This is a genomic window from Nonomuraea turkmeniaca, assembly GCF_005889735.1.
Classification (GTDB): Bacteria; Actinomycetota; Actinomycetes; order Streptosporangiales; family Streptosporangiaceae; genus Nonomuraea; species Nonomuraea turkmeniaca.
The window spans coordinates 1-6,354 of sequence record NZ_VCKY01000384.1 but is presented as its reverse complement, the minus strand read 5'-3'; the positions used below and the strand labels follow the sequence as shown (position 1 = coordinate 6,354).

The 6,354-nt window shown below is 66.0% G+C and carries 7 protein-coding genes and 1 pseudogene; 4 read left to right on the top strand and 4 right to left on the bottom strand.

Annotated features, from left to right (window positions below; translation table 11 throughout):
* Positions 1-209: 209 nt before the first annotated feature.
* Positions 210-566, bottom strand: coding sequence for a hypothetical protein (locus ETD86_RS51785; protein ID WP_138673964.1), 357 nt, complete (start codon positions 564-566; stop codon positions 210-212).
* The gene (locus ETD86_RS51780; RefSeq protein WP_211370873.1) at positions 532-1,074 is read right to left on the bottom strand and encodes a P-loop nucleotide/nucleoside kinase family protein; all 543 of its coding nucleotides are present in this window, start codon (positions 1,072-1,074) and stop codon (positions 532-534) included. Before ETD86_RS51780 ends, ETD86_RS51785 begins: the two co-directional genes overlap by 35 nt.
* Positions 1,075-1,315: 241 nt before the next feature.
* On the opposite strand from ETD86_RS51780, the pseudogene ETD86_RS51775 reads away from it, so the two are divergent.
* Positions 1,316-1,657: pseudogene (locus ETD86_RS51775) on the top strand (helix-turn-helix domain-containing protein); the annotation flags it as partial.
* Positions 1,658-1,682: 25 nt separating this feature from the next.
* Positions 1,683-2,780 (top strand): STM4015 family protein, encoded by a 1,098-nt coding sequence (locus tag ETD86_RS51770; RefSeq protein WP_138673963.1) that lies wholly within the window; start codon positions 1,683-1,685, stop codon positions 2,778-2,780.
* A 381-nt stretch (positions 2,781-3,161) separates the two neighbouring features.
* On the opposite strand, the gene ETD86_RS60465 is transcribed toward ETD86_RS51770, so the two are convergent.
* Positions 3,162-3,368, bottom strand: a complete 207-nt coding sequence (locus tag ETD86_RS60465) for a hypothetical protein (protein WP_425465714.1) — start codon at positions 3,366-3,368, stop codon at positions 3,162-3,164.
* A gap of 494 nt (positions 3,369-3,862) precedes the next feature.
* Here ETD86_RS60465 and ETD86_RS51760 point away from each other — a divergent pair, with 494 nt between their 5' ends.
* Together ETD86_RS51760 and ETD86_RS51755 are read left to right on the top strand one after the other, a co-directional pair.
* Positions 3,863-4,633, top strand: a complete 771-nt coding sequence (locus ETD86_RS51760; protein WP_211370872.1) for a hypothetical protein — start codon at positions 3,863-3,865, stop codon at positions 4,631-4,633.
* 458 nt (positions 4,634-5,091) lie between these two features.
* Positions 5,092-5,352: a hypothetical protein gene (locus ETD86_RS51755; RefSeq protein WP_138673961.1), complete on the top strand. Its 261-nt coding sequence runs from the start codon at positions 5,092-5,094 to the stop codon at positions 5,350-5,352.
* A gap of 208 nt (positions 5,353-5,560) precedes the next feature.
* On the opposite strand, the gene ETD86_RS51750 is transcribed toward ETD86_RS51755, so the two are convergent.
* Positions 5,561-6,070, bottom strand: a complete 510-nt coding sequence (locus ETD86_RS51750) for a hypothetical protein (protein ID WP_138673960.1) — start codon at positions 6,068-6,070, stop codon at positions 5,561-5,563.
* Positions 6,071-6,354 lie beyond the last annotated feature (284 nt).

Sequence of the window (6,354 nt, the reverse complement as noted above, 5' to 3'; positions counted from 1 at the left end):
CGACCACGAGCATGGCGGCAGCAAGAGGACGAGCGAGACGCACGGGTTTCCTTCCAAGACGCGGACGTCTATTCCGCCAGCCGCCGGTCCAGCCGTCAAGGCGATCATGCCGTGAACATCGGCCCGATATACCCGCGGCATACCGCACCCACGGTTGGACACCTCGCGGGGCCAGAATTCGGCCAGACGCGGTTCAAGCCGTACACGTATCACTCGGGCGGATAGCCGATCTCCCGGAGATCGGCCCGGACGTCGCGCAGGCCGATCTCCGGGTACAGCCCTCTGACGACATCTCCTGTGACCGTGCTGGGCGTGCTGGGCGTGAAGATGTGCGCGACCGGCTCCACCGGCACGGGCGGCGGCTGCTCATCGTCAGTGGCCGACCATGCCACGTAAGCCGCCGGTGCACGATCGATGAGCAGGTCGAACATCCAGTCCGAGCCATCCCGCTCGTCAGTGGAGCGCCCCGTGCGCCAGCCGTCGCCCGCACCGCTGCGCCACGAGGTGTCGTACGCCTCTCGCCATCGGTTGTCAGTCCTGCAGGATCGTGAGCTCCCCTTCGTCAACGGGCTCCTCAAATCCGGCCAGATACTTGTTGAGAAGATCCTCCGACACGGTCACAGAGTTGGCCCCGTGCGACTTGTTGCGTACGGCCAGCCGCTGGCGCAGCGTCTCTGGGCTTGCCTTGAGATAGATCAGTTCCCACCGGCACCCATGACTCTCGATCAGGGCCTTGTAGTCATCACGAGTCGTCCGGCGCCAAAAGCTGTAGTCCAAGACCACCGGTTGGCCGACTTCCATCAGGTCTACGAGCCGCTTTCTCAGGGTTTCCTCAGCGGCCGCCTTGTGGTCCTCGTACTCTGCCGGATCGAACTCGGCAGCATCGCGCCCGAACCGCACCCAGATCTCTTCATCGATCGACAGCCTGACATAGCCGCGTCGTTCCAACGCCTGTGCATGGGTCGACTTGCCTGACCCCGCGATCCCACACATCATCACGACCGACCGCGCCGGCACGTCTTGCGAACCAGCTGGGAACCATTCGTCTCCAGCCCCACCAGCAACGTCCTTCACGCCTGGGACCTTATCGCCACGCCCGCCGTCAAACCGTGCACCCCTGGCACGTCGCGATGGAGCGAGGGTCCATCCGGCGGTTCATCCCTCGCCCCGGCTTTCAGGGTGGATCGATGAGGGTTTTCCAACCTGAAGCTGCAGGTCGGGGGCGGGATACGTTGGCAGGCTTGATCGACAAGTAGCGGAGCCTCTGGTACAAGGGTTGTCGACCAAGATCAACCGCTGGACCAGAGGCTCCGAGTTGCTGTTCTACCGTGCCGCCATCCCGCTGTCCAACCGCACCCTGACCCGCCTGGCCGGCCTGATCCGCGAGCGGCGAACCGAGCGCCGCAGCAGATGGCGCCGGTTAGACCCCGCCCGGCAGGCGTTGCTGGTCCTGGGCCACCTGCGCAACGGCGACACCTACACCCGCCTGGCCGCCGGCTTCGGTATCGGCACCGCCACCGCCTGGCGCTACGTCCGCGAAAGCGTCGACCTGCTGGCAGCACTCGCCGAAGATGTGCAGGCCGCAGCTGCCCGAGCCGCCCGGCTCGCCTACGCGATCCTGGACGGCACGCTCGTCCCGATCGACCGCCTGGCCGATGCTGCACATGCCAAACCGTAGGTACATGCCTGAATTCGCAGGGCTGGAGACCATCGACTTCCTGTCCACGGAGGCGCTCGCCGTCAAGTTGCTGCATGCCGGGTTCGAGGCGGAGAAGGAGGGCCGCCCCAAACCCGACTCGCTGCCTCCCGATGAACGGTTCGCCGCGGCGAAAGCCGATCCGAGCGCGTTCGCGTGGCGATTGCGGTTGGAGAGCGGCGGGAACGAGGAACGCTTCCGGGATTACCTTGAGCGCTTTATCAACGAGATCGACACCACGGTCATCACCGCACTGATCATCGGTGACTGCTGGAATCCCGGGCTGGCCAATGACAGGCCCGACGAGGTGCGCGACCTGCTGATCGAACGTTCCGCGGAGTTCCCCGCGCTGAGCGCGCTGTTCTTCGGCGAGGTCATCGCGACGGAGACCAGCAAGATCTCCTGGGTCGCGCAGTCCGACGTCTCACCGCTGTTGGCGACCTTTCCCAGGTTGAGCGAATTCGCCGTCCGGGGGGCCGACCACATGGCGTTCCAAGGGATCGGGGCCTTCCGGCTCGCGTGGAACGTACCGCGTCACGAAGGATTGCGCCGCCTGACGCTTCAGTCCCACCGGCTGGATCCGGTCGTGGTACGCAGCGTTCTGGCCTCCGAGCTCCCTGCACTGGAGCACCTGGAGCTCTTCCTCGGCTCGGCGGACAACGACGGCGCCCGACCCGCCGATCTGGCACCGCTGCTGTCGGGCTCGGCCTTCCCCGCTCTGAAGAATCTCGGTCTGCGCAACGGCCAGGACACCGACGAACTGGTCGCCGCTCTGGCCGACGCCCCCATCACTCGCCGACTGGCCGCCCTCGACCTGTCCTTGGGCACCCTCACCGACAAGGGCGCCCGCGTCCTTCTGGACACCCCGATCTTCCGCGCCCTGGACCGGCTCGACCTGCACCACCATTACATGTCGGAGGAGATGACCGAGAGGGTCCGCACCCAGTTCACCGATGCCGGAGTCGACGTCAACACCAACGATCGCCAGGAACTCGACGAGTGGGATGACCCTGGTGATCCTGAGGATTTGGGTGTCGAGGACGACTGGGAGCCCGACTCGTACCTCCCAGCGATCATCGACTGAGCACCCCGCCGTCTGGAGTGAGCAAGCGTCTCCGCGCGATCGGAGATGCCAGACGGGATCCGTTTCAGAGAACGTTTCGTGGTTAGAGCCAGGCTCACTCATGCGCGCGGCTTACGCGAGCGTGGCCCAGACGCTGGAGCTACCCCGGCTTCCTCAAAGAGAGCGGCTGACAGAGGTCGGCCGAGTGACCCTGAGCACCTGTGAGTCCCGATGACCGCCATGAGAACGGACAGTCCGATACGGCCTTTGGGCCCGGCACACGCATCCCTGTACGCCTCGCCGCTGTCGGCTTGGGAACTGCGGGGCTCTTGGCTTGTAGAGGCACTGACCTGCAGTTGAGGCCGGTCGAGAGTGTCCGGCCCGAGTCCGATCCGGCGGACCTCATTGCCATACCGAACTCCTTCGCCGCCGGCCACGCGGTCCTCGGCGGTGCAGTACAGCTTCGGCGCGTCCCGGCCGGTCATCACCCGGCGGGAACAAGTGTCGCTCTTCCTCGTCCAGGTGCCGTACCAGCACAAACAGGGACATCGTGGACGGTGGCCCGGATCGCCGGGCAAGCTCCTTGGCGACCAGATCGGCGCACTTCATCTGGAGCGTCAGCCGGTACCGACGCAGACAGTCGAGCAGGCTGCCGCGTTCATCGACGGTCTCGACCTCGGTTTCGGATCCCCTCTCACGGAAAGTCGGTGGCGAAACTCGGGTCGAGCGGTGACGATGGTCTTATGTCTTCTGGCAGCCCGGCTGGCGTGAACGTCAATCCGTGATCACACGTCGACGTTTCCGTCGGAGCGCCAGGAAAGACAGCAGTGGAGACTACACAGACATCGATTGGGCATACCCTCGAGATCGCGTGCGACGAGTCGGGCTGGGAAGGTAGCAACCTCACGGCCGGAAACTCCGACGTCATCGCACATGCCAGCGTCCGGCTGGACATCAACGTGGCCTCGGAGTGTATCCGCGCACTCCGAGGCCGATCCAGACAGCACAGCTACGAATACAAGGCCTCGCACCTGCTCCGGACGAAGAGCGGATCGGACCTTGCCGGGTTTCTCGGCCCGTCCGGTCCCGTGCATGGCCGCGCCATGGTCCATCTGACCCACAAGTCCTGTTTCGTGCTCGGCAGGGTTCTCGACCTGTTCATCGGGGGCTCCGCGGACGCGGCGAGCCTTGGCCTGCGCCCGGACCAGCGGCTGGCAAACTTGGCGGCCACGCTCTGCCGCGCCGGCCCGGACACCTTCGGCCGGGAACCTTGGCAGGCATTCCTGACAGCGACCAACGTGGTCCTACGCGCAGACCGTCACCGCCGCGTGCGAGCACCTGTCGACGCGTTCTTCGGCCAGGTCGAGGCGCTCCGGGCCCTGGCGGGCGGCAGGCAGGTCGGAAGAATCCTCGACGAGCTGCGCGACGGACGGCGGGAGGCATATGCCGCTCGCGCCCGGCTTCTCGAGGACCGGGCCCTGCAGCCCGTCCTGGAACCGTTGCTTCCCGCCCTCGCCCGCGCCGTGCTCCATTGGAGTGGTGGCCTGCATCCGGTCGCGGTCGTCCACGACGAGCAGTCCGCGCTGACCGAGCGGCGGATGCGGCGACTCGAGCAGATCCTGGCCGCGCCGCCGCTCGAGATGATCCGCCTCCCGGCTCAAGGCCGCTTCATCCGATTCCGTCAAGCGGACTCGCGAACCGACCCACGGGTCCAGGTCGCCGATGTGCTCGCCGGAGTGGCCCGGAAGATCGTGACCGACGATCTCCTCGGCCGAAGCGATCCGGGTCTGACCGCGTTGCTGCGACCGTACGTTGATCCGGCTTCGCGCTGGTGCGAGCAGCTCGCCGACCCGAGCGGTCGGACCGCCGGCTGAGGGCGGGCCGGTTCGCCTGTCGCGGGCCGCGCGCCAGGCGGGTTCGGTCGGAGTCGGCGACGCCCAGCACGTCGCGGCGGGTGGCGGGGTGCTGGGTGCTGGGCGTCCGGCTTGGGCACGTCCGGCGCTCCGACGATCACGGAAGCGGCACGCAGACCGTAACCACGTTCGTGCGGTGACCGGCCACGCCGTGGCGATCGTAAGGGCTATATCGGTGCGGCGGCGTGGCAACCCCGGTCGGCGTGTTCGGTTGGTATGGCGGGCTCGGCGTGCAGCGCCCGGCGCCGGCTTGATCTCGACACAGGACGGTCCGTATGCGCCTGGCTTCTTGGAACGCTCCACAGAAGATCTGGTACATGATCCGCCCACGTCCAAGGCAGGCAAGCACGTGGTCTGCATCCCGCGAGCGGTCATTCCGGCGTGTTCTCGGCGGACTCGGGCGCAGGCCTCAAGGACTCATGGCGCTGCTGGGACACGACAACGTCCGCGCGGCGATGATCTACCAGCATGCCGTCCGGGAAGCCACCAAGCTGATCACCGAATCCATCGACAAGCACCTCATCGGGCGCGAACCGGCACGCGACGACGAGGACGACCCACCCAACCTGCCGGTTCCCTCCGGACGATCGCCGGACCTGATGGCACGCAGAGATCAACAGACTAGGAAACATCAAACCCCAGGTACCGAATCCATCGGTCTACCTGGGCTTTCACAGTGAGAGGGGGTGACGGGGATCGAACCCGCGCCGTCAGCTTGGGAACCGGCTACTGGTCTTGGTGGTCCCTGACTTGGGAAACGGGAGTGCTGGTCAGAGCGGGTCGAGTGACCGTGAATCCCGCGGGTGACCGTGGTTGGCCGCCCGTTCTGGCACGCATCTGGCACGCGATCACGGTCCGGCCTCGCTGTTCTCAACAAACTTGCCGAGCCTACCCGACCGGGTCGACTGAGCTCACATCGAAAATGTCAGGGCCGGCAGGGCTGGCGGGGTCGGCGACACAGGCGTCAGGGAACGTCATCCCGGCAGGCGGGTGTGCCTCCCAGTCGACGTATCCTCCGCCGATCCTTACTTCGGCTCCTTCTAGAAGGGTGGCGCCGTCGTCGAGCAGGCGCACGCCGCGCTTGCCCTCTTGGATGACGGGGCGTGTCCCCGGCGGCCAAAGGAGAACCACCGGAACGTTCGCCTGCTCTGCCCGCCTGACCGTGAGGCATTTGGTTGATGCGGTGTAGGTCAGTTGGCCTGTGAGAAGTGCTTGCATCGCAGGGCCGGACCCGTCATGGAGCAGGATTCGCGGATCCTGCCCTCCGACGGTTATGCGACGTTCGACGGTTATGTGATCGGACTGCGGTCCGCCAGATGTGTCGATGCACCCAGCTGTGACGGCAATGACAGCAGCCAGAGTCGCCCGCAGCAAGCTCGTATGAACCCGCTCCTTCACGTGGCCTCCTCGGGCGGAACGCGCGTCCGGAGCCTGGCTCGACGCTTCCGGACGCGCGTCCACGTCAGTCTCTGGTGGCGGCTGTGGCGCAATCCTAGTTCTTAATGGCCCGCTGACACGTGAATCACCTTTAGCCGGGCAGGCGGCAGCGAACCTTAGTGGTCCAGTTCGTAAGTCATTCGAGGGTTCACAGGGCCGCTGGTAGTGCGACAGGCTGGTGGCCGCAGCCGGCGGGTTGCTGGAAGTGGTGCTCTTTCTGTTCGTGTCGCTCGATCCGGGCCATC